This window comes from Pseudidiomarina terrestris (assembly GCF_030466405.1).
GTDB classification, from domain to species: domain Bacteria; phylum Pseudomonadota; class Gammaproteobacteria; order Enterobacterales; family Alteromonadaceae; genus Pseudidiomarina; species Pseudidiomarina terrestris.
Window position 1 is genome coordinate 119,466 of sequence record NZ_JAGGJF010000002.1, and the last position, 20,938, is coordinate 140,403.

General features: G+C 51.8%; 22 protein-coding genes and 1 other RNA gene. 17 read left to right on the forward strand and 6 right to left on the reverse strand.

Annotated elements, in window-relative coordinates; genetic code table 11:
• Nucleotide 1: 1 nt before the first annotated feature.
• Entirely contained in the window at nt 2-1,666 is a 1,665-nt protein-coding gene (gene ettA, locus J6J34_RS04765) for an energy-dependent translational throttle protein EttA (protein WP_301719974.1), read from the reverse strand.
• A gap of 124 nt (nt 1,667-1,790) precedes the next feature.
• On the opposite strand from ettA, the gene glyA reads away from it, so the two are divergent.
• From glyA to ribBA, 4 genes are read left to right on the forward strand one after another with little or no spacing between them, the layout of a single operon-like run.
• Nucleotides 1,791-3,047 carry a serine hydroxymethyltransferase gene (glyA, locus tag J6J34_RS04770; protein WP_301719975.1) on the forward strand — a complete coding sequence of 419 codons (1,257 nt, stop codon included), beginning with the start codon at nt 1,791-1,793 and terminating at the stop codon, nt 3,045-3,047.
• A 38-nt stretch (nt 3,048-3,085) separates the two neighbouring features.
• The gene (gene nrdR, locus J6J34_RS04775; RefSeq protein ID WP_301719976.1) at nt 3,086-3,535 is read left to right on the forward strand and encodes a transcriptional regulator NrdR; all 450 of its coding nucleotides are present in this window, start codon (nt 3,086-3,088) and stop codon (nt 3,533-3,535) included.
• Between the two features lie 14 nt (nt 3,536-3,549).
• Nucleotides 3,550-4,665 carry a bifunctional diaminohydroxyphosphoribosylaminopyrimidine deaminase/5-amino-6-(5-phosphoribosylamino)uracil reductase RibD gene (ribD, locus tag J6J34_RS04780; RefSeq protein ID WP_301898565.1) on the forward strand — a complete coding sequence of 372 codons (1,116 nt, stop codon included), beginning with the start codon at nt 3,550-3,552 and terminating at the stop codon, nt 4,663-4,665.
• Nucleotides 4,662-5,786 carry a bifunctional 3,4-dihydroxy-2-butanone-4-phosphate synthase/GTP cyclohydrolase II gene (ribBA, locus tag J6J34_RS04785; protein WP_301898566.1) on the forward strand — a complete coding sequence of 375 codons (1,125 nt, stop codon included), beginning with the start codon at nt 4,662-4,664 and terminating at the stop codon, nt 5,784-5,786. Before ribD ends, ribBA begins: the two co-directional genes overlap by 4 nt.
• Here ribBA and J6J34_RS04790 read toward each other — a convergent pair.
• Genes J6J34_RS04790 through J6J34_RS04805 form a run of 4 tightly spaced genes read right to left on the reverse strand, consistent with a single transcriptional unit; the run spans nt 5,761 to nt 9,774 of the window.
• Nucleotides 5,761-6,654: a ketopantoate reductase family protein gene (locus tag J6J34_RS04790; RefSeq protein ID WP_301898567.1), complete on the reverse strand. Its 894-nt coding sequence runs from the start codon at nt 6,652-6,654 to the stop codon at nt 5,761-5,763. The genes ribBA and J6J34_RS04790 overlap by 26 nt on opposite strands.
• Entirely contained in the window at nt 6,647-8,002 is a 1,356-nt protein-coding gene (locus J6J34_RS04795) for an AmpG family muropeptide MFS transporter (protein WP_301773749.1), read from the reverse strand. Before J6J34_RS04795 ends, J6J34_RS04790 begins: the two co-directional genes overlap by 8 nt.
• A gap of 11 nt (nt 8,003-8,013) precedes the next feature.
• Nucleotides 8,014-8,604 carry a peptidylprolyl isomerase gene (locus J6J34_RS04800; RefSeq protein ID WP_301719981.1) on the reverse strand — a complete coding sequence of 197 codons (591 nt, stop codon included), beginning with the start codon at nt 8,602-8,604 and terminating at the stop codon, nt 8,014-8,016.
• Nucleotides 8,605-8,622: 18 nt separating this feature from the next.
• Nucleotides 8,623-9,774, reverse strand: coding sequence for a methyltransferase (locus J6J34_RS04805; RefSeq protein WP_301898568.1), 1,152 nt, complete (start codon nt 9,772-9,774; stop codon nt 8,623-8,625).
• 124 nt (nt 9,775-9,898) lie between these two features.
• Here J6J34_RS04805 and J6J34_RS04810 point away from each other — a divergent pair, with 124 nt between their 5' ends.
• The 4 genes from J6J34_RS04810 to J6J34_RS04825 all read left to right on the forward strand — a co-directional run bounded on the left by J6J34_RS04810 (nt 9,899) and on the right by J6J34_RS04825 (nt 13,102).
• Nucleotides 9,899-10,990 carry a ketoacyl-ACP synthase III gene (locus J6J34_RS04810; protein WP_301898569.1) on the forward strand — a complete coding sequence of 364 codons (1,092 nt, stop codon included), beginning with the start codon at nt 9,899-9,901 and terminating at the stop codon, nt 10,988-10,990.
• Entirely contained in the window at nt 10,983-11,729 is a 747-nt protein-coding gene (locus tag J6J34_RS04815) for an enoyl-CoA hydratase (protein ID WP_301898570.1), read from the forward strand. The genes J6J34_RS04810 and J6J34_RS04815 overlap by 8 nt, the downstream gene beginning before the upstream one ends.
• Nucleotides 11,730-11,823: 94 nt before the next feature.
• Nucleotides 11,824-11,920, forward strand: an RNA gene (ffs, locus tag J6J34_RS04820) — signal recognition particle sRNA small type.
• Between the two features lie 90 nt (nt 11,921-12,010).
• Nucleotides 12,011-13,102: a tryptophan 2,3-dioxygenase family protein gene (locus J6J34_RS04825; protein ID WP_301898571.1), complete on the forward strand. Its 1,092-nt coding sequence runs from the start codon at nt 12,011-12,013 to the stop codon at nt 13,100-13,102.
• Here J6J34_RS04825 and priC read toward each other — a convergent pair.
• Nucleotides 13,076-13,420: a primosomal replication protein PriC gene (priC, locus tag J6J34_RS04830; RefSeq protein ID WP_301898572.1), complete on the reverse strand. Its 345-nt coding sequence runs from the start codon at nt 13,418-13,420 to the stop codon at nt 13,076-13,078. The genes J6J34_RS04825 and priC overlap by 27 nt on opposite strands.
• Nucleotides 13,421-13,814: 394 nt before the next feature.
• Here priC and J6J34_RS04835 point away from each other — a divergent pair, with 394 nt between their 5' ends.
• The 9 genes from J6J34_RS04835 to J6J34_RS04875 all read left to right on the forward strand — a co-directional run bounded on the left by J6J34_RS04835 (nt 13,815) and on the right by J6J34_RS04875 (nt 20,925).
• Nucleotides 13,815-14,597: a DUF3450 domain-containing protein gene (locus J6J34_RS04835; RefSeq protein WP_301898573.1), complete on the forward strand. Its 783-nt coding sequence runs from the start codon at nt 13,815-13,817 to the stop codon at nt 14,595-14,597.
• Nucleotides 14,594-15,964, forward strand: a complete 1,371-nt coding sequence (locus tag J6J34_RS04840; protein ID WP_301836548.1) for a MotA/TolQ/ExbB proton channel family protein — start codon at nt 14,594-14,596, stop codon at nt 15,962-15,964. The genes J6J34_RS04835 and J6J34_RS04840 overlap by 4 nt, the downstream gene beginning before the upstream one ends.
• A gap of 4 nt (nt 15,965-15,968) precedes the next feature.
• A complete protein-coding gene (locus J6J34_RS04845; protein ID WP_301719989.1) occupies nt 15,969-16,493 on the forward strand; it encodes a MotA/TolQ/ExbB proton channel family protein in 525 nt (174 codons plus the stop codon).
• A 12-nt stretch (nt 16,494-16,505) separates the two neighbouring features.
• Entirely contained in the window at nt 16,506-16,907 is a 402-nt protein-coding gene (locus tag J6J34_RS04850; RefSeq protein WP_034732452.1) for an ExbD/TolR family protein, read from the forward strand.
• A 1-nt stretch (nt 16,908) separates the two neighbouring features.
• Nucleotides 16,909-17,520, forward strand: coding sequence for an energy transducer TonB (locus J6J34_RS04855; RefSeq protein ID WP_301719990.1), 612 nt, complete (start codon nt 16,909-16,911; stop codon nt 17,518-17,520).
• A 3-nt stretch (nt 17,521-17,523) separates the two neighbouring features.
• Nucleotides 17,524-18,825 carry a tetratricopeptide repeat protein gene (locus J6J34_RS04860; RefSeq protein WP_301773753.1) on the forward strand — a complete coding sequence of 434 codons (1,302 nt, stop codon included), beginning with the start codon at nt 17,524-17,526 and terminating at the stop codon, nt 18,823-18,825.
• Nucleotides 18,826-18,948: 123 nt separating this feature from the next.
• The gene (locus tag J6J34_RS04865) at nt 18,949-19,377 is read left to right on the forward strand and encodes an HvfA family oxazolone/thioamide-modified RiPP metallophore (RefSeq protein ID WP_301719992.1); all 429 of its coding nucleotides are present in this window, start codon (nt 18,949-18,951) and stop codon (nt 19,375-19,377) included.
• Nucleotides 19,362-20,207 (forward strand): HvfB family MNIO-type RiPP peptide maturase, encoded by an 846-nt coding sequence (locus J6J34_RS04870; RefSeq protein WP_301719993.1) that lies wholly within the window; start codon nt 19,362-19,364, stop codon nt 20,205-20,207. The genes J6J34_RS04865 and J6J34_RS04870 overlap by 16 nt, the downstream gene beginning before the upstream one ends.
• Nucleotides 20,176-20,925: an HvfC family RiPP maturation protein gene (locus J6J34_RS04875; RefSeq protein WP_301898574.1), complete on the forward strand. Its 750-nt coding sequence runs from the start codon at nt 20,176-20,178 to the stop codon at nt 20,923-20,925. The genes J6J34_RS04870 and J6J34_RS04875 overlap by 32 nt, the downstream gene beginning before the upstream one ends.
• Nucleotides 20,926-20,938: the final 13 nt, after the last annotated feature.

Here is a 20,938-nt window from a genome sequence, read left to right on the forward strand (position 1 = left end):
GTTAGCCAATCGGTTTATAACGCATGCGGTGCGGTTGCATCGCTTGCTCACCGAGGCTCTGTTTCATATAAGCTTCGTAATCCGTGTAGTTACCTTCATAGAAGTTAATCTGGCCTTCGTCACGGTAATCCAGGATGTGCGTCGCGACGCGATCCAGGAACCAACGGTCGTGCGAAATCACCATTGCTGAGCCCGGGAATTCGAGTAAGGCTTCTTCCAGTGCCCGCAGGGTTTCTACATCAAGGTCGTTGGTTGGCTCATCGAGCAGCAACAGGTTGCCGCCAGCTTTTAACAACGCTGCCAGGTGCACCCGATTACGCTCACCGCCCGATAACTCACCAATGCGCTTCTGCTGGTCGTTACCACGGAAGTTGAAACGACCGACATAAGCGCGACTGTTGATTTCAAAGTTACCAATGCGGAGGATGTCCTGACCGTCGGAAATTTCCTGCCAGACGGTATTTTTGTCATTCATGTTGTCGCGGAATTGGTCGACACTGGCGAGCTGCACAGTTTCGCCAAGTTCAACCGTACCGCCGTCCGGCTGCTCTTTGCCGGTGATCATACGGAACAGCGTTGATTTACCCGCACCGTTGGGACCGATAATGCCGACAATGGCACCTTTTGGCACACTGAAGCTCAAATCATCAATCAACACGCGACCATCGTAAGCTTTCTGCAGGTGTTCAACTTCAAGTACCTTGTCACCCAGGCGTGGACCCGGTGGAATAAACAGCTCGTTGGTCTCGTTACGCTTCTGATAATCGCCACTTTGCAGTTCTTCAAAGCGCGACATCCGGGCTTTACTCTTCGCCTGCCGGCCTTTCGGATTCTGACGCACCCATTCCAGCTCCTGCTTGATGCTGCGCTGGCGGGCTTTTTCGCTTTTCTCTTCCTGCTCCAGCCGTTTTTCTTTTTGTTCCAGCCAGGAGGAGTAGTTGCCTTCCCACGGAATGCCGTAACCACGGTCAAGCTCTAGGATCCAGCCGGCGACGTTGTCGAGGAAATAGCGATCGTGGGTAATGGCAACGACAGTACCATCGTACTCGTGCAAGAAGGTTTCCAGCCAGGCTACGGACTCAGCATCAAGGTGGTTGGTCGGTTCATCGAGTAGCAGCATGTCCGGCTTGCTGAGCAACAAGCGGCAGATAGCTACGCGCCGGCGTTCACCACCAGAGAGGACACTGATTTTGCTGTCCCATGGCGGCAGGCGCAGCGAGTCAGCAGCACGCTCAAGAATATTGTCCAGATTATGGCCGTCTTTGGCTTGAATGATAGCTTCCAGCTCGCCCTGACGTTTTGCCAGAGCATCAAAGTCAGCATTCTCATCGGCATAGGCAGCATAAACTTCATCAAGCTCGGTTAATGCATTTTTAACTTCAGCAACGGCTTCTTCGACGGTCTCGCGAACGGTTTTCGATTCATCGAGTTGCGGTTCCTGCGGCAGGTAACCAATCTCAATACCGGCTAAGGGGCGCGCTTCACCTTCGAATTCCTTATCGACGCCTGCCATAATGCGCAACAGGGTAGATTTACCCGCACCGTTTAGACCTAACACGCCAATTTTAGCGCCCGGGAAAAACGACAGCGAAATGTCTTTTAGGATGGTCTTTTTGGGCGGGACAACTTTACTCACCCGTGTCATTGAGTAGATATACTGTGCCATAGCAGCAACAATTCCTTCGTTCGACTTGAATAAGGCCGCTATTTTAACCCTTAAGTTGGCGTGAACCCAAGTATATTGGTAAACTACGGCGCAAATGATGTCCCGTTTGAAGTCAGGAGCCCCGATGTTAAAAAATGACATGAACATTGCCGATTATGATGCTGAACTCTGGCAAGCAATGACTGGCGAGGTTGAGCGCCAGGAAGAACATATTGAACTTATTGCTTCAGAAAACTATACCAGTCCACGCGTGCTGCAGGCACAGGGCTCCCAGCTGACCAATAAATACGCTGAAGGTTACCCTCACAAGCGTTATTACGGCGGCTGTGAATATGTCGACATGGTCGAGGACCTGGCCATCGAACGGGCCAAACAATTGTTTGGTGCAAAATACGCAAACGTGCAGCCGCATGCCGGTTCCCAGGCAAACTCAGCTGTTTTCCTGGCGTTATTGCAAGCCGGCGATACAGTGCTGGGTATGAGCCTGGCTCACGGTGGCCATCTGACCCACGGGTCGGGCGTAAACTTCTCGGGTAAACTTTACAATGCTGTCCAGTACGGTCTTGACGAGAGCACCGGCGAAATCGATTACGCTGAAGTACGTGCGTTAGCGAAAGAACACCAACCCAAGCTTATCGTCGCAGGTTTTTCTGCCTATTCAGGCGTGATCGACTGGGCGAAGTTCCGCGAGATTGCGGACGAGGTCGGTGCTTATTTGCTGGTTGATATGGCGCACGTTGCGGGTCTGGTCGCTGCCGGTTTGTATCCCAACCCGGTACCTTATGCGGATGTTGTTACCACGACCACGCACAAAACGCTGGCCGGTCCGCGTAGCGGCCTGATTTTGTCTGGTAAAGACGACGAAGCACTACATAAAAAACTGAACAGTGGCGTGTTTCCCGGCAGTCAGGGTGGACCGCTGTGTCATGTGATCGCGGCCAAAGCAGTGGCATTTAAAGAAGCGATGGAGCCGGAATTTAAGGCGTATCAGCAACAAGTGCTGACCAATGCCAATGCCATGGTCAAAGTGCTGCAGGAGCGCGGCTACAAGATCGTCTCCGGTGGCACCCAGAACCATTTATTCCTGGTTGACCTTATCGATAAAGACATCACCGGTAAAGATGCTGATGCAGCTCTTGGTCGTGCCTTTATCACCGTTAACAAAAACTCAGTACCGAATGACCCGCGCTCACCATTTGTGACTTCAGGTCTGCGTTTAGGTACGCCAGCGATCACCCGCCGCGGTTTCAAACAAGCTGAAGCGGAGCAGGTCGGTCACTGGATTTGTGATGTGCTCGATAATATCGAAAACGAAGACAAAATCAGCGAAGTGCGTGAACAGGTAAAAGCCTTGTGCAAACGCTTCCCGGTCTACGGTTAAGTTTGAGCACTACGCACTCTCAGGACTAAGGAACAGCTATGCATTGTCCGTTCTGCGGTACACAAGATACTAAAGTGATTGATTCACGGCTGGTCGCTGATGGCGCTTCGGTGCGTCGTCGGCGCGAATGCAGTGAGTGCAAAGAGCGCTTTACCACTTTTGAAACCGCAGAACTGATCATGCCGCGTGTGATAAAGTCCGACGGCTCGCGCGAGCCCTTTAATGAAGACAAGTTACGCAATGGTTTGCTGCGCGCCCTGGAAAAACGTCCGGTGAGTCTGGAAGCCATGGAGCAGGCCATTCAAAATGTGAAGTCGGCGCTGCGGGCAACGGGCGAGCGGGAAATTACCAGTCAGGTCATTGGTGGACTGGTGATGGAGAATCTGAAAGCCATTGATAAAGTCGCCTACATTCGCTTTGCTTCCGTTTACCGTGCTTTTGACGACATTCGCGAGTTTGGTGAAGAAATCGCTCGCCTCAACGACTAAGCAGAGGCTCAGGCATGCAGCAGAATGATGCGCAGTACATGCAGCAAGCGCTTGAACTGGCTCAGCGCGGAGCCTTTTCGGTTGCCCCCAACCCCCTGGTGGGTTGTGTGGTCGTGCGTGCTGGCGAAGTCGTTGGCCAGGGCTGGCACGAACGTCCCGGTGAACCCCATGCTGAAGTCTATGCCTTACGTGAAGCGGGCGAGCTCGCCCGCGGTGCGACCGCCTATGTAACCCTCGAACCCTGCAGCCATCATGGCCGCACGCCACCTTGTGCGGACGCATTGATAGCTGCCGGACTGGCGCGGGTGGTCATCGCTATGCAGGATCCCAATCCTCTGGTCGCAGGACAGGGCATACAACGGTTGCGCGAGGCCGGTATTGAGGTGACCAGCGGTGTGCTTGAGGCTGCCGCACGGCAACTGAACTGTGGTTTCGTCTCACGCATGGAACGACAACGGCCGTGGTTGCGGTTGAAAATGGCGATGAGCCTGGATGGCCGTACGGCACTGGCAAATGGCCAGAGTCAATGGATTACCGGGCCGGAAGCGCGCCTCGATGTGCATGCTTATCGGGCTCAGGCTGGGGCGATCTTAACCAGCGCCCGCACCGTAATGATGGACCAGGCACGGATGACTGCACGCCACCCTAAGGCTGAACGGCAACCCTTACGGGTAGTGTTGGATCGACAGCAGCAGTTGCCCGCGGAGCATGAGTTTTTCGCAATCCCCGATCCAGTGTTGCGGGTCGTCGACGGCGAGTCTGACGAGCAGGTATGGCCTGCGCACGTCAGCACCTTGGTGTTACCAGCGAACACGGGTCGACTGCCTTTACGGGCCTTGTTTAGTCAACTGGCTGAATTAGAAATTAATGATGTGTGGACCGAATGCGGGGCAGAATTAGCCGGTGCGCTGGTCGCTGCTGAGTTGGTTGATGAATGGATTATTTACGTGGCGCCAAAATTGCTCGGGGATACCAGCCGCGGGGTGTTGCAATTGCCGCAACTGCAGGATCTGGCGCAGGCGCCTCAACTTCGTTACCACAGCTTTACCCAGGTGGGTGATGATTTAAAAATTTGTGCACGGCCGCTTCATGGGAGCGCCGGTGCCGACAGAGGAGAAGTACAGTCGTGACGACCTTAAACAGTGCTGCCGAGATTATTGAAGATATCCGTCAGGGTAAAATGGTTATTTTGATGGATGATGAAGATCGTGAGAATGAAGGCGATCTGATTATTGCGGCCGAGTGCGTAACGCCTTCAGCAATTAACTTTATGGCACGTTTCGGGCGCGGCTTGATTTGTTTAACCCTGACCGAAGAGCGCTGCCAGCAGTTGCAGTTGCCGCTGATGGTTAATCAGAATAATGCTCCGTATGCGACCAACTTTACCGTCTCAATTGAGGCGGCTGAAGGTGTCACTACTGGTATCTCAGCGGCCGACCGGGCTCGCACCGTGCAGGCGGCTGTCGCTGCTGACGCCAAGCCCAGCGATCTGGTGATGCCCGGGCACATCTTCCCGCTTAAAGCGAAATCCGGTGGCGTGCTTAACCGTGCCGGGCACACTGAAGCTGGCTGCGACCTGGCGCGTTTGGCGGGCTTCGAGCCCGCGGCTGTGATCGTCGAAGTGCTGAATGAAGACGGTACGATGGCGCGTCGCCCTGATTTAGAAAAATTTGCCGCAGAACATGACTTGAAGATGGGCACCATTGCCGATTTGATCGAGTACCGTTCACTGACTGAAAAAACCGTGGAGCGTAAAGCTGAATGCCGGCTGCCGACCCGATTCGGTGATTTCGACCTGGTTACTTATCAGGACACCATCGATAAGCAGGTTCATTATGCTTTGATTAAAGGTGACATCAACGATGCTGATGCAGTCAATGTGCGGGTGCATCTGCAGGATACCTTTAACGATCTGTTTTCGACGGATCGCGCCAGTCAGCGCAGCTGGCCGCTTGCCCATGCGATGGAATTTATTGGTGAGAAGGGCGGTGTTTTGGTCGTCATTGGTCGCGCTCAGACCACCGATGATATTCTTGCTCAGGTGCAAAGTTTTGCGGCAGAGGATCGCGGTGAGAGTAAACCTAGTGCGGCCGCTTCCAACGCGTCGCGCAATGTCGGCATTGGCTCGCAGATACTGGCAGATTTAGGGGTGCATCAGATGCATCTGATGAGTTCGCCAAAACGTTACTCGGCACTGTCAGGCTTTGGTCTGGAAGTGGTCGACTTTATCGAAGATCCCGATCACGACTAAGCTCCAGCACCTGCTGCGCTAAGGCAGCGTTTGCGGGTGCCGTAAGTCCCGCCTCAGCGCTCGCTGAGGCGATAAAACCGTTCAGATAACTAATTTCCGTCGTTCGTCCCAGCCGGTAATCCTGCAACATGGACGAGCGGTTGGCTGCAGTTGCGCTAGCAACCTGCCGGGCATGGTCGATCAGCCTGGCTGCTTCAAGCTCGATGCCCCGCACGGCGGCTACGGCGACAATTTCCTCCGCAACCTGCTGCCATTGCGCAGCGCTGACCTGCTGTAAAAGCTCGCCGTTACGACAGTGATGCACCACAGTAAAAGGATTGATCAAACAATTTACCGCCAGTTTATGCCAGCGCCGGGTGGCGATGTTGGCGTCCCAGGTCAATGGCGGCAGAGCCTGAGCGAGCTGTTTGCAGAGCTCTTGTGGCTGCGCCAGACCCGCTTGCTGGGTCCCCAGCCAACTTTGCCCATGGCCGGCGTGCACGACCCGATCAAGCTCGCGGTAGGCACCATGGGTGGTGACCCAATGCAAGTCATGCGGCCGCAACAAAGTTGCTTCGTCGTTTAACATGCCGTTGTAACTCAGCACCAGCGTAGATGAACGAAACGCTGGCGATTGGTGCAGCTCGCGCAGCAGCGGTGCGACGTCATAGGCCTTGACCGCAGCAAAGATCCAGCAGGCCTGTGTGACTGACCTGGTGGTTGGCAAACGCACTGGAGTGTCGCCACAGCTAAGCGCGGTGGTGCCCTTTGCCGGGGCTTCCTGACGTAGTTTCAATTGTACTGGCAAGCCTTGCTCTGCCAGCCGTATCGCCATCAAGCTGCCGATAGCACCTTGCCCAATGACCAGCCAGGGCAGTGCGTTACTCATTGCTCACCTGCTCGGCACTGTTGTCTGCGGTCGGCGCCTGGATCCGGTGCAGCGCTTTACGCAGCAGAATCAGCAGCAGTAAGCCCGGCGTCACCATGACCGCGGTCAGAATAAAGAACAACGACCAGTCGCCATTGAGCCAGTCGACGACGAAGCCACTGTAGGATGACAGCAGAGTTCGGCCGAGATTCCCCAGCGAGGCGAGCAGGGCGTATTGGGTTGCGGTAAACGCCCGGTTGCAGAGTAAGCTGATAAAGGCGACAAAGGCGACCGTCGACCAGGCTCCCGTAAAGCCATCGATGACAACTGCGGCAAGCAACAGATTAGTGTCGGGGCCGACCACCGCAATCCAGGCAAACATCAGATTACTTGCGGCCATGGCGATACCGCCAATCAGCAGGCCGCGCATGGTACCTAAGCGAACGTTCACCATACTGCCGATAATGGCAAAGACAATGGTGACCCACCAGGTGACCATTTTTGAATAAATGGCGATATCGTCATTGGTGAAGCCGACTTCTTTGTAGAAGACGATGCTCATCCGGCCCAGAAAGGCTTCGCCAATCTTGAACAGAAAAATAAAGCTGAGGATGGCGACGGCAAGCTTCCAGCCGGCGCGCAGAAAAAACTCTGCGATGGGATCATAAAGCGTGGTTCGGAACCAGTCCTGCCAACGGCTAAACGACTTTAATTCGGCCCGGTAACGCTTAGATTCACGGATACAGATAACCACTAAGAACTGTACGGCCAATACCACCGCCATGACTTTGTACGCGGCCTGCCAGTCCCAGGCGGTGCCATCGACTAAGAAGAAGGGTAAGGCGCCCAGACCACTGTAACCTGTCCACCAGCCGGCGGTGGCCATGGCCGCGCCTGCCGATTGCAGGTTACTCTCATGCTGGCCGAAGGTTTCAATCCGAAAAGCATCGATCGCAATATCCTGAGTGGCTGACGCTATGGCGATAAGTAAGGCGCCAAAGGCGACCCAGAACGCGTGTTCAGCAAGATTTAAGCTACTCAGCGCCAGAGTTGCTGCCATTAAGACGACTAGACACAAAGCTAACCAGCTGCGTCGCTGCCCGAGCCAGCGGTGTAGAACAGGAAGCTTGACCCGATCGACAAAAGGAGACCATAAGGCATTCACCGAGTAGGCCACGAAGACCATGCCAAACAGCCCGATTTCACTGCGTGATACGCCGCTTTCCTGGAGCCAGGCGGACAGCATTGAGCCGATCAGAACCCAGGGGAACCCACTCATCATACCAAACAGGAAAATCACCCAGATCCGGGGTTCCAAATAAACATTAAAGTCTTTGTACCAGGGTCGCGTCGACTCAAGTGCTGGCATATCAGGACGCCTTATTGTTGCGGAAGAACTTCGGCGCTAATCAGGACCGGTGGTTCAGCTGGAAAATCACGCCAGCCTGTTTCGGCGTGGTAGGGAAGCGACTCCACTTCGGCGAGTTTGTCGAGGGTCTCATAGCCACTTGCGATCACGCCGAATACGGCATAGCCCCAGCCACCATCAGGATCCAGCGAGGGGTTATCCTTAACGTTAAAGAAAAACTGACGAGTTGCGGTATGCGGATCGTTCTCCCGCGCCATGGCGATGGTTCCGTACTTGTTGGTCAGCCCATTGCCAGATTCGTTGGGAATCGGTGCACCAATGGTTTTGGCACCGAGCTCTTCATCGTAGCCGCCACCCTGAACGACAAATCCAGGCACGATACGATGAAAAATAGTGTTGTTGTAACTACCGATATCAACGTACTTGAGAAAGTTTTTTACCGTCAGCGGCGCGCGATGGCGGTTTAGCTCAATGACGATTTCACCGTGTGAGGTGACAAACTTGACCCGGGGAAAAGGATTATCCGGTTGGATCTCCTGCGCCACTGAGGTAGGCAGTAAAAGGAACAGGCCCATAACCAGGGCAGAGGCAATGCTTTTCATAATTCACCTTTGGCTGACTTAAGCTTGGCAGCGGTAGACCACGAATTTAGCGTTACTGGCTTCGCAATCTACCTGACCAAATAAACGTTTGAGGGATTGATAATACGGGAGATGTCGGTTGGCGACCAGCCGCATTTCACCGCCTTTACGCAGAACCCGCCGGGCATCCTTAAACATCTGCCGGGCAATATGTTCAGTAATGGCGTGTTCCTGATGAAAGGGCGGGTTACAAAGCACCAGGTCGGCAGAATTGCTGCTTTGCTGGCTTAAACAATCGTCAACGTATGCCTGGTAGCGTTCTGCGGTGCCCAGGTTAAGCGCAATGTTGCGCTGACATGAAGCAATCGCCAGATAGGACTCATCCACCCATGTCACCGCACTTTGTGGCGATTGCCGGGCGTAGGCGAGGCCCAGAACACCGTTACCGCAACCCAAATCGATGACCTGTTGCGCTCCGGCTGCGGGCAAATGTTCGAGCAGTAGACGTGCACCAATATCCAGTTGGTTGCGGGCGAATACGCCGGCATGGTGGGTCAGTTCAAGGTTAAGCTCAGGCTGCTGCCAGGTGTTCAAGAATTGTGTTATCGGCGTCGCGACCGCGCGAACTTTTGCACGCAGCATCCGGCACTTGCGTTGGATCAGGGAAATATCCACGTCATCACAGAACTGGCTAAAGATTGCCCGGGTCGCGGGCGTGAACAGTTTGCTTTTAGCTGCCACCAGCACGGTTGTGCCAGGCTTCAGACTGCCGCTTAGTTGCGCCAGTTGGAATTCCAGCAGGCTTTGACTTTTAGGCAACTTCATTAGCACCAGATCGCAGGATGGCGGCAGGTCATCTAATGGAGATAGTTGGGTTAAATCGCACTCCAGCTGATTGAGTTCCAGGTTGGCGCGCTGAGCCAGTTGGCTGACGTAAGAGTCGTTGCAGGTGACCACGGCGCGTGGCGCGACCGCCATTAAGAGTGCACCAAAAGCATCGTTTACCAGTAGTGGCTGCGCAGCCATTTGGCCTTGGCGCTCGTGCTCGATGAAAGCCTCATGCAGTAACTCATCGGCAGCGTCCCATGCCTGCAGTGTCTCGTTACTGCGAGCTGGGTAGCGGTGGAGCTGCCAGCGACCGGCAGCGGTTTGAAACAAAGTTGGCGCAGAGGCGGCGTGGAAGGATTTCACCCTTGCGTTTTTGTTTGAGTTTCCCCGTGAGTTTTCCCTTGATTTTTCCATAACCCGGACATTTCTCTTCGTAACATTCGTGCTATGATAACGAAAAACGTGCAGTGACTATAGGTTTTAAACAGTGAAAATATACGCAGAGATTACCGGTTGGGGAAAATGCTTACCGCCAGCGATCATGACCAATGATGATTTGGCGACCTTCTTAGAGACCTCGGACGAGTGGATTCGTACTCGTACAGGAATTGAAGAGCGCCGGGTGAGTGCGGTAGGAACGTCAAAACTGGCAACTGTAGCCGGGCGCAACGCGCTCGCGGCAGCTGGCGTGGACGCTAATGACATCGACTTAATTCTGGTCGGTACCTGTACTCCTGACGAAATCATACCGAACGTCGCATCAGCAGTGCAGCGTGATCTCGGCTGTAAATTTGCTGCAGCGTTTGATTTGAACGCCGCTTGCAGTAGCTTCCTGTACGGCATGCATTATGCGACTCAGGCCATCCGCACGGGCGTCCACAAGAAGGTACTGATTATTGGTGCCGAGCGCCTGACGCGCATTTTGGACTGGACGCAGCGCGAAAGTGCGGTGCTGTTTGGTGACGGCGCCGGCGCTATGGTGCTTGAGGCGAGCGAAACCGAAAGTGGCTTGCTAGCTTCACATGTGACCTGCGATGCAGATGCACGTGATGTCTTAGCCCTCGAGTTCGGCATGAGTTTCGACCGGTTTAATTTTGATGGCATTATGCCTTTTAACTTTGTCGGCCAGGAGATTTTCAAACGCGCCGTCAAGGGCATGAATACCGCGGTCGAAAAAGTCTTTGCTGAAACCGGTTTAACCACCGACGACATTGATTCTTTAATTCCTCATCAGGCCAACAAGCGCCTCATCGATTATCTGGCGAAGATGTGTAAGGTACCTGAGGAAAAGACCGTCATTAACATTCAGAAGTATGGCAACACCTCTTCTGCAACTTTGCCTATCGCTTTCTGTGAAGCAGTCGAGCAGGGCATTGTGAAGCCCGGAGACACCATTGTCTCGGCTGTATTTGGCGGTGGCCTGACCTGTGGAGCCGGTATTATTAAATGGGGCCAGCGGGTTACTCCTATTCGTCCGAACAACGAGGAATTACCGAGTGACGGGCAAACCGCACTGGATTTAATTCTGCCGATGCACGAGCGTACCAAGCAAGCATGGAAGCAACGTGGTCATGAGTGATTGCATCGTTACTGAAAAGCGCGACGGCATTGTTTGGGTGACCTTCAATCGTCCGCAAAAGAAGAATGCCATTACTCAACAAATGTACCGTGAACTGACCGCTGCTTTGGAAGACGCAGAGCGCGACAGCTCAGTTGCCGCCATTGTATTGCAAGGTAGTCATGGCTGTTTTACTGCAGGCAATGATTTACATGACTTTCTGCAGGCCGATGAACTCAACGAAAACTCACCCCCGTTCGAATTCTTGTATACCCTGAGCCGTTTGAGTGTACCGGTGGTGGCGAGCGTTGATGGCCCGGCAATTGGCATAGGCACAACCATACTATTGCACTGCGATTTAGTGCTGGCGGGCAGTGACGCCAAACTGGCACTGCCTTTTATTCACTTAGGCTTAGTGCCAGAAGCAGCCTCCAGTCAGTTACTACCACTCTTATGTGGCCATTTACGTGCAGCGGAGTTACTGCTGCTCGGTGACAGCATCGATGCCACTACGGCACTGAGCTACGGTCTGGTCAATAAAGTCGTGGCCAGTGAGCAACTGGCTGAGGCGACAGCTGAGCTTGCGGCGTCACTGGCGAGCAAACCTGTGAGTGGATTGCGGGCGACCAAAAATCTGCTGAAACAGCCGACCGAAGCCGTTGCTGATCGTATTTCACGAGAAGCGCAGGTCTTTATCAAGGCGCTGCATTCTGATGCTGCGCGTGAAGCCATCGCGCAAAAACTACATAAAAAGAATTAATTCCAGCTAAATCGTTTATTTACTAAGCATCTGCGCCGAGTTCCCTTGCGAGCAGGGCGTGGATGATAGATAATGCGCGGCGTTATGGTGGCCTTATTGGTCCCCCCGCAACACGAACTGGTGAACCCGGTCAGGCCCGGAAGGGAGCAGCCGTAGTCAGGGATGTGTGTGCCGGGGTGTGGCTGGTAAGGCCGCCACCCAATCTAAAACAGCATCTAGTTGTACCTCTGCCTGCCTTCCTTTAAGCTGAACGACACTAACGCCAGCAAAGAAGAATCACTATGCCAAAGAATGTTGAGCCGGTTTATTACAGCGACTACCTGAAACTAGACAAATTACTCGATGCGCAAGCGCCACATAGCGTGCGTTATGGCGCGGAAGCCCATGACGAAATGCTGTTTATCATTGTGCATCAGGTCTATGAGCTGTGGTTTAAGCAAGTTTTACATGAGTTGCGTTCGATCCACGGGGAATTTTCAGCGCCTGAGCTCGATGACAAAGGACTTTATCTGGTCGCCCATCGCCTGCGCCGGGTGCTCACCATTCAAGACTTAATGAACGATCAGGTCGGCGTCATCGAAACCATGACTCCGCAGGAGTTTCTGGAGTTTCGCGATTACCTGGTACCCGCATCTGGCTTTCAGAGCATCCAGTTTAAAGAACTGGAGATCCGCTTAGGTTTGACGCGTGCGACGCGAATTGCCTTTGACCAGCAGTCGTTTTACAACCGCTTAAACGATGAAGATCGTGCTTATCTGGAAGACCTTGAAGAGCAGCCCACATTATTTGATCGAGTCGATGCCTGGCTGGCGCGTATGCCGTTTCTGGAATTTAAGAACTTTAAGTTCTGGGAAATGTATCAGCAAGCGGTTAACGAGGCGCTGGATCACGATGAAACTATTGTCCGGGAAACAGCCAGCGACGCACAGCAGCTGGAGACTGAGCTGGCGGGTATTCAGGCCAATCGCGACAACTTCGCAGCGCTTTTCGACGACGAACGTTATCGCGAGCTACAACAGGAAGGTCGTGTAAAACTTTCGCAAAAAGCGATGCTCAGTGCGCTCTTTATTACTCAGTATCGCGAGGAACCAGCGTTTAATCTCGCCTGGCAGGTGATTACATCGCTGGCTGAGATGGATGAGAAGCTGACCATCTGGCGTTACAAACATGCCATGATGGTGCAGCGCATGCTAGGCACTAAGATTGGTACCGGCGGTAGCTCCGGGCATGATTACTTACGCCGTACCACTGAACAAAACCGGGTATTTAAGGACTTTTTTGCGATGGCGACCTACCTGTTACCGAAAAGCGCACTGCCTGAGTTGCCCCCGGGTGTGCGTAAGGCCCTAGGGTTTTCGCGCGAAACACCTTAGCGCACGCTGTAACGCCAGCATTTGCTGTTCAATACGCTCTGCCAGCCAACGTTGATTTTCAACGTTGCTGGTTCGCTCCAGTTGTCGGATATTTCCCTCTATCTCAGTTATGTAGTCACCTGGCTGGCTATGGGTGACTTTAAATAACTGTTGATCAAACCAGTCCTTAAACTCTTCCTCTGATACTGAAAGTGCATCGATTTGGCCACGCATCACTTTAAGCTGCTGGCGTAAACGAAGCGTGGCATTTTGCAATTCCTGCGGCATGGTTAAGGCACCTGATTGAGGTTTATCGATAGTGATTAAGATGCAGAGCATCAACTTTTTCTGACCTCTTAGCGTAGCGGAATAAATTATTCTTGGATAGAGCCGCGTTTCTCAATTTGTCAATAAAATCACGCTTAATCACCAATTTATGAGACGGGGAACTTTATTTGTTGAAGCGCATCAAACTAAGTGTCCTTTATGTCGCATTTAGGCCTCATGTTAACACTCTGTATATGCATTATTATGCGCTTTTAGCCTAGTAATAATCTATGATCGGTGGTTGACAGGGTTCTGCAGATCGTGGGAGTATTGAGCAGATTATTGCTTAGAAACATTTAAGCAATAGCTGCAAGTGTTGATTAAACTCTATTCGTCACTCAAATAACTGGGAAGCTGGCGGCATGTCGTTGTCAGCAGAAAAGTTAAGTCAAATTGGTTGGGAACTATGACCAAAGTAATCAATAAAAGCAAAATCGCAGCGGCCCTAGTGGGCGCTTTAGCGATAGCAGGTAGCGCTACAGCTGCTGCACAATCTATTTCTACGTTGCAAAACGAAGAAGCGAAAATCCACGAAGCTGATGTTCGTTCACAAGAGAAAATCAACTCGTTGTTCGAGCAGTCACAAGAACTGTTGTATGAATATCGCGGTGTTGTAGATGAGTATGAACAGCTCAAAGTCTACAACGACCACGTACAACGTTTGGTTGACGATCAGAATGCACAACTGGCTTCTCTACAGCGTCAGATCGATAGCGTTGAAGACACCAAACAAGGTGTTGTTCCGTTGATGTACAAAATGATCGACGCTTTGGAGCAGTTTGTTGAGCTGGATATTCCAATCCATCGTGACTCGCGTCTGGCACGTGTTGAGCGTCTGCGCGACATCATGTCAAATGCGAACGTAACGACCTCTGAGCAGTTCCGTCAAATCACTGAAGCTTATCAAGCTGAAATGGATTACGGTTCTGGTTTGATTGCCTATGAAGGCAAATTGGAATTCGGCGGTGAAGAAATCTCAGTTGACTTCTTCCACCTGGGCCGCGCGGCGCTGATGGCGCAATCGCTGGATCTGAAAAACGGCTGGATTTTCAACGATGACACTAACGAGTGGGAAGTCTTAGACGACGCCTACCTGAGTGCATTGACGAAAGCTATCCGTATGGCGCGTAAACAAACCGCCCCAGATCTCCTTAAATTGCCAATTTATGCAGCGGAGCGTGCAGAATGAACAAACTAGTGAAATCCTTGCTGGTAGCGACAGCATTCTCTCTTTCGATCGGCGCAAGCTCTGCATTTGCGCAAGAACAAACAGCTTCAGAAGCGAAGTCACTTGAACAGCTTCTTGAGCTGGTCAAAGAGAACCGTGCTGCGTCACAGCGCATCAATGCTCAACGTGAAGCTGAATTCACCTCTGAGCGTGCTGACAAGCAAGCACTTTTGAATCAAGCGAAAAAACAACTTGCTGATGAGCAAGCTCGTGGCCAGCGGTTGCAAACGCAATTCTCTGAAAACGAAATTGCCCTTGCCAACAAAGAAACCGAGTTGCAAAACCAACTAGGTACTTTGGGTGAGATCGTTGGTGTAGCACGTGGTGCTGCCAGCGAAACCATCGGTCGTATCGCAACCTCAATCGTGAGTGCGCAGTACCCAGGTCGTGAAGACGTGCTGGAAAGTATTGCTGAAGCTCGCGAAGTACCTACTATCCAGGAGCTTGAAGAGCTTTGGTTAGCTTGGTTAACTGAGATGAAAGAATCAGGCAAAGTTGTCACTTTCCCGTCAGAGGTAACTCTGCTTGACGGTACTTCTGAGCAACGTGATGTTACTCGTATCGGTACCTTCAACCTGTTATCAGGCGGTGAGTACTTCGTATACAACGACCAGGCGGAAGAAATTCAGCCACTAGGTCGTCAGCCTGAAGGTTACATCCTTTCAGCTGCGCAATCGTTCCTGAATACTGAATCAGGTTACGAAGGCGTATTTGTTGACCCGGCACGAGGCCAAATCCTCAACCTGGCAACGCAAAAAGCGACGCTTGAAGAGCAGTATCACCAAGGTGGTACAGTTGGTTACGTGATCACAGTTGTGCTGATCATCGGTATCCTGATTGCAATCTGGAAAATCATTACTCTGGGTTCAGAAGGTGCGAAGATCCGTGCTCAATTGAAGAACACTGGTAACCCTTCTCAGAAAAACTCTCTGGGTCGTATCTTGAAAGTCTACCATGACAACAAGACTGACGACGTTGAGAACCTTGAGTTGAAACTTGACGAAGCTATCATGCGTGAAACTCCACGTATTGACGCTGGCGTTAACATCATCAAGATTTTCGCGGCAATCGCACCACTACTTGGTCTATTGGGTACGGTAATCGGTATGATCGGTACCTTCCAATCTATTACCTTGTACGGTACAGGTGATCCGAAAATCATGGCAGGCGACATCTCAATGGCGTTGGTAACCACCGCTATGGGTCTGATCGCAGCATTACCATTAATTCTGATCCACGCAGTTGTTGCGGGTCGTGCTAAGAAGATCGTTCACACATTGGACGAGCAAGCGGCGGGCATTGTAGCCGCGCACTCGGAGAAGGAGTAATCCTATGCTTTACCTGATGGAGCTTTGGGAATCTATCAGGGATTTTCTGAGTACCGGTGGCGATGTCTTGTACTTCGTCATGGGAGCGCTCTTTCTCATGTGGGTTCTCATGATTGAGCGCTTCTGGTTCCTGACAACAGCTTATCCAAAGATGAAAAAGGAAATCATCGCTAAATGGGAAGCTCGGCAGGATACTACTTCTTGGTATGCTCATAAGATCCGTGAAGCATGGATTTCTGAGGCATCTGATAAACTTAACGCACGTATGTTGTTGGTTAAGACGACGATCGCTATGTGTCCGTTAATCGGACTCTTGGGTACGGTGACAGGTATGATTGCCGTATTCGAGACCATGGCGACACAGGGCACTGGTAATCCACGCCTGATGGCCGATGGTATCTCTATGGCGACGATACCTACTATGGCTGGCATGGTTGCCGCTCTGTCCGGCATGTTTTTCTCGACTCGCTTAGAGTCTCGGGTAAAACGCGCACGGGACAAGTTGATCGATAGTTTGCCACATCATTAAGAGAGAAGAATTATGGCACGTAAACGTATTCGTGAAGAGGAAGATGCTGCGATCGATATGACGCCGATGCTCGACATCGTTTTCATCATGTTGATCTTCTTTATCGTAACCACCTCTTTCGTAAAAGAAGCTGGTATCGACGTTAACAAGCCAGAAGCAAGTCAGGCGCAGAAGAAACCTTCTGCCAACATCTTCATCGCTATTCGTGCGAATGGTGAAGTGTGGATGGACAAGCGTATGGTTGATGTTGAGCGCGTAGGTGCAAACATCGAACGTCTATTGGCAGAACAGCCAACTGATATCGTAGTGATTCAGGCGGACAAAGAAGCCAAACATGGTGTTGTCGTTGAAGTCATGGATCAAATCAAGGAAGCGGGTATTGACAAGATATCCATAGCCGCAGAGGACGATTAATATGGTGCGCTTTATAGTATCAATACTATTAGGTGCTGCAGCTACGTTCCTCCTGTTCGCGTTCATGGCATTCTTGATCAGCGGGGGCGAGGGGCGTAATGCACCGCCGCCGCCTTCGTCAGTCATTGAGATTGTTACGCAGCCGCCGGATTCGGATGTGGATCAGCGTCGTCGGACGCCACCACCGCCGCCTCCGCCGCCAGCGCAACCGCCTGAGACGCCACCGAATGAGCCAGATGCTTCTGACTCTGACGGTATGAACATGGACTTAGGATTTGACGTTGATGTAGGTGGCACCGACACCGGCTTTGACGCTAGTGGTGCGATGATGCGAGATGGCGAAGCTACGCCAATCGTTCGTATCAATCCGCGTTATCCGCCAGCTGCTGCTCGTGACGGTATTCAAGGTTGGGTGCTTCTGCGCTTTACCATTGATGAAGCCGGTGGTGTAACTGATGTTGAAGTTATCGACTCAGAGCCACGCCGTGTATTCGATCAGGAAGCCCGTCGTGCGCTGTTGCGTTGGAAGTATAAGCCGAAGATGGTAGACGGCAAGCCCGTTCGCCAGCCCGGACAAACTGTCCAGCTCGACTTCAACCTGGATCAGGAGTAATTAATGATGATGCACAAAAAACTCACTATGCTGATTAGTGCGAGTGTATTGTGTGGTGCTTTAGTGGCAGGTTCACCTGCCGCTTCAGCGCAAGACGTCAATTACAACTTGCCTTCTCCAGAAGTAGTCGAACAGCGTAAAGCGAGTCGCAGTAACCGCACGGTTTCAGAACGATTCGGTCGCCGTATCATGGAAGCTTTCGAGCTTTACAGCGAAGAAGAGGACATTCTGGGCGCTATTGCAGTGCTGGAAGAGCTCTCTCCTCGTGATGAATATGATAAGGCCTACGTGGATCGTTTCCTGGGTAACCTGTACGCAGCCAACAACCAAATCGAAGCAGCAATGCAGAGAACCAGCGCAGCGGCGGAAGCCAATGTGTTGGGTTGGAACGATCAGGCGGCCGCGCTGAAACTGGCAGCTGACATTAGTTTGCAGCTGGAAAACTATCGTGATGCGTTAAAATATTACGATAGATGGCTACAGTTCACCGGGGACCCGGATCCGGACGTATTTTTGCGTATTGCTAACGCTTTTTACGAGCTTAAGCAATTCGATAAAATTATCCGTCCTGCGGACTTAGCTATCCAGCATTATGAGGAAACCAACAAAAACCCTTACGTTTTGAAGATTGCCTCATATTACGAACGTAAAATGTACTCTGATGCGATTGATGTGCTGGAGACCGGTCTTGAGCAACTACCTACCGAATCGGTGTGGTGGAGCCAGTTGGGCATGATGTATATGCTCGAGGAAAAGATCGACAAAGCACTGCAAACGCTTGAGGTTGCCTACTTAGCCGGTTACCTGGACAAAGAAAGCCAAATCAAAGCTGTCATTCAGTTGTACGGAAACAATGGTATTCCTTACGACGCCGCAAGGTTGATGGTGAAGCATCTTGAAGCCGGAGATGTAGAGAAAACTGCACGTCATTACTACAGTGCAGCAAGTAACTACGAAATGGCTCGTGAGTATGCTTTGGCAGCAGATATGTATGAATTTGCTGCACAGCTGGAAGATAACGTATCAACTCGTGCTGATTACTACCGCCGTAAAGGTACTGCTCACTTGCGAGCAGAAGAGTATCAGCAAGCAGCGGATGCGTATCTGAAAGCCATTGATTTGGGTTACGAAGAACCTGGTAAGATTTACATGTCTTTGACAGAAGCTTACTTCTATCAAAACAAGTTTAGTCAGGCACTGAAGTATGTGCTCGAAGCACAAGAATACTCAGATCAACGTCGTAACGCACGTAGCTGGGAATCTTACATTCGCAGCAAAGCTAGCAATCTCGGTATCTCACTGTAATTGCATAGTTTTCGTAAATTACACGTAAAACCCCGCCTGCAAAGCGGGGTTTTTTTTGCAATTTGCGCTATAGTTACTAGTGAATTCACCTACAGAGATAAAGAGGGTTGAACAATGAACAACATGAAGAAATCAGTAGCAGTCACCGTAGGCGCACTTCTTGCAGGCGGTATGTCGGTTCAGGCAGCCAGTGCTAATCCATTTAGCTACTCTGACCTGGGTAGCGGTTATCAGCAAGAGCAGAGCAAAGAGCGTGAAGCCAAGTGTGGTGAAGGCAAATGCGGCGAAGACAAGAAAGCTAAAATGCACGAAAAAGCCAAGGAAGCCAAATGTGGCGAAGGCAAGTGCGGCGAAGGCAAGTGTGGCGAAGAGCACAAAGCCAAAATGGCTGAACACGCTGCCGAGCACGCCGAGAAAGGAATTGAAGGCAAGTGCGGCGAAGGCAAGTGTGGCGAAGAAATGAAAGCCAAAATGTCTGACAAAGCCGAAAAAGCCAAAGAAGGCAAATGTGGCGAAGGTAAATGTGGTGAAGGGAAGTGCGGCGGACAGTAGGACTCGGACTCCGTCGCGAGTTTCTCGCTGATGTACTGGAACAGGCTCCCGCCGTTGGTTTTTGGGAGCTTGCGCCAGAGAACTGGTTTCCACGTGGCGCGCATGCGCAACGTACGCTTGATCGTGTGCGTGAGCAGGCGCCACTGACCAGTCATGGTCTGTCGTTATCTATCGGCAGCCCGGATCCTATCGACGTTGAATTCGTCAAACAAGTGAAACGATTTCTCGATCGTTTCGATATCAAGATCTACAGTGAACACCTCAGCTATTGTTCCGCTGAAGGGCACTTATATGACCTGTTACCTATGCCATTCACCACTGAAGCGGCGTCTTACGTTGCTGAACGGGTGCGGCAGGTGCAGGATATTATTGAGCGACCGTTGGTGCTGGAAAACGTTTCCTATTACGCCAACTTTGGTGGTGAACTCACTGAACAGGAGTTCATTTGTCAGGTTCTCGAAGAAGCTGACTGCCGGTTGCTCCTTGATGTAAACAATGTTTTTGTGAATAGTGTCAACCATCGCTATGATCCACGCGAATTCATTCGGTCTATGCCGAGTGAACGCATCGTGTACGGGCATATCGCCGGGCACTCAGAAGAATACGATGATCTCTTTGTCGATACCCACGGCGCCGATGTGAAGCCGGATGTCTGGCGTTTGTTAGACTATGCCTATCAGTGTCACGGGCTCTTCCCCACGGTACTGGAGCGCGATTTCAATATTCCCCCGTTACCTGAACTGTTACAAGAAGCAGCCAAGGTCGCAAACTGTCAGCACAATTATGAGCAGGAGCAACGTGTCGAAGCAGTTTCAACAGACCCAGCTTGAGTTTGCCCGATGGTTACGCTCGCCAAACGCAGCTGATGAGAAGTTCGCTGATATAGAGCAGCGGCGACTGGCGATCTATCGGCGCCTGATCCATGCCAATATTAAGCAGTTCGTCGCCACCGGTTTTCCTGTGCTCCATCAACTCCTAACGCAGGAACAATGGCGTAACCTGCTGGCCAGTTTTGTTGCGCAGCATCGCTCGGATTCACCACTTTTCTCAGATATCGGCACAGAGTTTGTCGCGTTTTTGGCAAGCGGCAAGCTGGCTGATGCAGATTACCCGCAGTGGTTATTTGATCTTGCTCGCTATGAACGGATGGAAGTGGATGTCCAATTCGGTCATCTGGACGATGCCTTTCAGCCCCTTAATGAGATTGATGAAGGCACGACGTTGCATGTTAATCCGACCGCGCAGGTAGGTATTTTCGACTACCCGGTGGCACAGATTAACGCCGATTTCAGGCCCACGGCAGCTCTGGATGTCCCTTATTTTGTGCTGGTTTATCAAAGCCCGGAAGGAAGAGTCCAATTCCTGGAACTGAACTCATTAACGGCATTGGCGATCGACTTACTGCAACAAAAACCGCGTAACCTTATGCAACTTAGCGAGGCGCTGGCGACACAGCTGCCAGATTTCACTGAGCAGCAGTTGCAGCAGGGCTTCGCGTCGGTGGCGGTGGATTTTGCTGAACGGTTCGTGTTGTTAGACAAGCCATAATCGAGTATGATCC